The organism is Burkholderia sp. Tr-20355, from assembly GCF_017104685.1.
GTDB classification, from domain to species: domain Bacteria; phylum Pseudomonadota; class Gammaproteobacteria; order Burkholderiales; family Burkholderiaceae; genus Burkholderia; species Burkholderia seminalis.
Genome location: NZ_JAAGPK010000348.1, coordinates 1 through 1,892 on the forward strand (window position 1 = coordinate 1; position 1,892 = coordinate 1,892).

At 70.9% G+C, this 1,892-nt stretch carries 3 protein-coding genes; all 3 read left to right on the plus strand.

From position 1 onward, the window contains the following. Nucleotides 1-633, plus strand: a 633-nt coding sequence (gene flgA, locus G3N62_RS35190; protein ID WP_206141532.1) for a flagellar basal body P-ring formation chaperone FlgA, incomplete at its 5' end; no start/stop codon positions are given. A 118-nt stretch (nucleotides 634-751) separates the two neighbouring features. Beyond that, nucleotides 752-1,081, plus strand: coding sequence for a flagellar biosynthesis anti-sigma factor FlgM (gene flgM / locus G3N62_RS35195; RefSeq protein ID WP_034190307.1), 330 nt, complete (start codon nucleotides 752-754; stop codon nucleotides 1,079-1,081). A gap of 73 nt (nucleotides 1,082-1,154) precedes the next feature. Beyond that, entirely contained in the window at nucleotides 1,155-1,595 is a 441-nt protein-coding gene (locus G3N62_RS35200; RefSeq protein ID WP_034190345.1) for a flagellar protein FlgN, read from the plus strand. Nucleotides 1,596-1,892: the final 297 nt, after the last annotated feature.

Below are 1,892 nucleotides of genomic sequence, written 5' to 3' on the forward strand. Positions count from 1 at the left end.
TCGCCGCCCGGCCAGCAGGATCCCGAGACGATCCGCCGCGCGGCCCTCGCGTTCCTGCAGCAGCAGATCGCCGGCCTGCCCGGCAAGACCACCGCGACGGTCACGACCGCGTTTCCGCGCGGGCTCGCCGCGTGCACGACGCTCGAGCCGTTCCTGCCGACCGGCGCGCGCCTGTGGGGCCGCACGACGGTCGGCGTGCGCTGCGCGGGCGAGCGGCCGTGGACCGTCTACCTGCAGGCGAAGGTCGCCGTGCAGGCCACCTATTACGTCGCCGCGCGCCAGATCGCGCCCGGCGAGCCGCTCTCCGCGGCCGACCTGGTCGCCCGCGACGGCGACCTGACGGTCATGCCGCTCGCGGTGATCACCGATCCCGCGCAGGCGATCGGCGCGACCGCGCTCGCGCGCATCTCGGCCGGCCTGCCGCTGCGGCAGGACATGCTGAAGAGCGCGGCGTCGGTATCCGCCGGCCAGACGGTGCGGGTCGTCGCGGCCGGGCCCGGCTTCACGATTTCGGCCGAAGGCAGCGTGCTCGCGAATGCGGCGCCGGGCCAGTCGGTACGGGTGCGGATGGCGGCGGGCCAGATCGTCACGGCGATCGTCAAGGACGCCGGCACCGTGGAAATTCCGCTATAGGGACGGATCAAACGGCAAGAGTGTAAAGAATTGTTTATTCGGAGCATTTCGGGCTCGCGATGCTAAAGTTCGGGCCGACCCGGCCGTTATCTGGGTCAAACCGTACAGGAAACCCATCGTGAAGATCGATTCCACTCCGAACCCGAGCCCCCTGGCGCCGACCGGCAACGGCGCGTCCCGTGCGCAATCCGGCACGGCCCAGTCGTCCGCGCCGGCGGCCGACGCCGGATCGACCGGCGGCGACACGAGCGTGAACCTGTCGGGTCTGTCCGGCCAGCTGCGCTCGGTATCCGCGTCGGGCGACGCCGATATCGATACGGGCCTGGTCCAGTCGATCAAGGACGCGCTGAACAACGGCACGTTGACGATCGACGCGAGCAAGATTGCCGACGGCGTATTGAACACCGCCCGCGAGCTGCTGCAGCAGCAGCGCCCGCAGGGTAACTAAGCCGGCCCAGGCCGGTTCCACCGGTTTGCCGGCGCGCGCCCACCGCGCGCACCGGCGCGACGAGCATGACGCGATGAGAGAAGAGCTGCTGGCCACGGTCAACGACGAACACGCGACGGTCGAAGCGTTCGCGTCCCTGCTCGTCTACGAGGAAAAGGCGCTGACGACGGCCGAGCCGCTCGAGATGCTGCCCGGCATCGTCGAAAGGAAAAGCGCGCTGATCGACCGGCTCGCGCAGCTCGAACGCACGCGCGACACGCAGCTTTCCGCGCTCGGTTTTCCGGCCGGCAAGAAGGGCATGGACCAGGCCGCCGAGCGCGATGCGCGCCTCGCGGGCCGCTGGCAGTTGCTGCAGCAGGCCGCCGAACGCGCGCGCCAGGCCAATGCGAACAACGGAATGCTGATCCGCATCCGGATGGACTACAACGAGCGCGCGCTCGCGGTGCTGCGCTCGGCGCCCGCACCCACCGGCGTCTACGGCCCGGACGGGCGCGTCTCGGCGCTGGCCCGCTGACCGGCCGCCGCCGCACTCACCAACTCTCGCCGCCGTTCGCGGCCACTCACGATTCGACAGACCGGGCCCGAGCCCGGCACCCACGGTCCCTTCCGATACACGGCCACGCAACCGCGCCGCCGTCCCGTCACAACAATCAGAAGAGGGCCGCATGCCGTATTTCCGTATTCCGTTGTTTTCCCGTATCGTCGCCGTTTCCGCTGCCGCGGCGCTGGGCGCCGCGCTGACGCTCCCCGCCGCGCGCGCCGCCGGCCCCGCGCCGCTGCCCACGCCGACGGGCGACATGTCGTTGTCGCC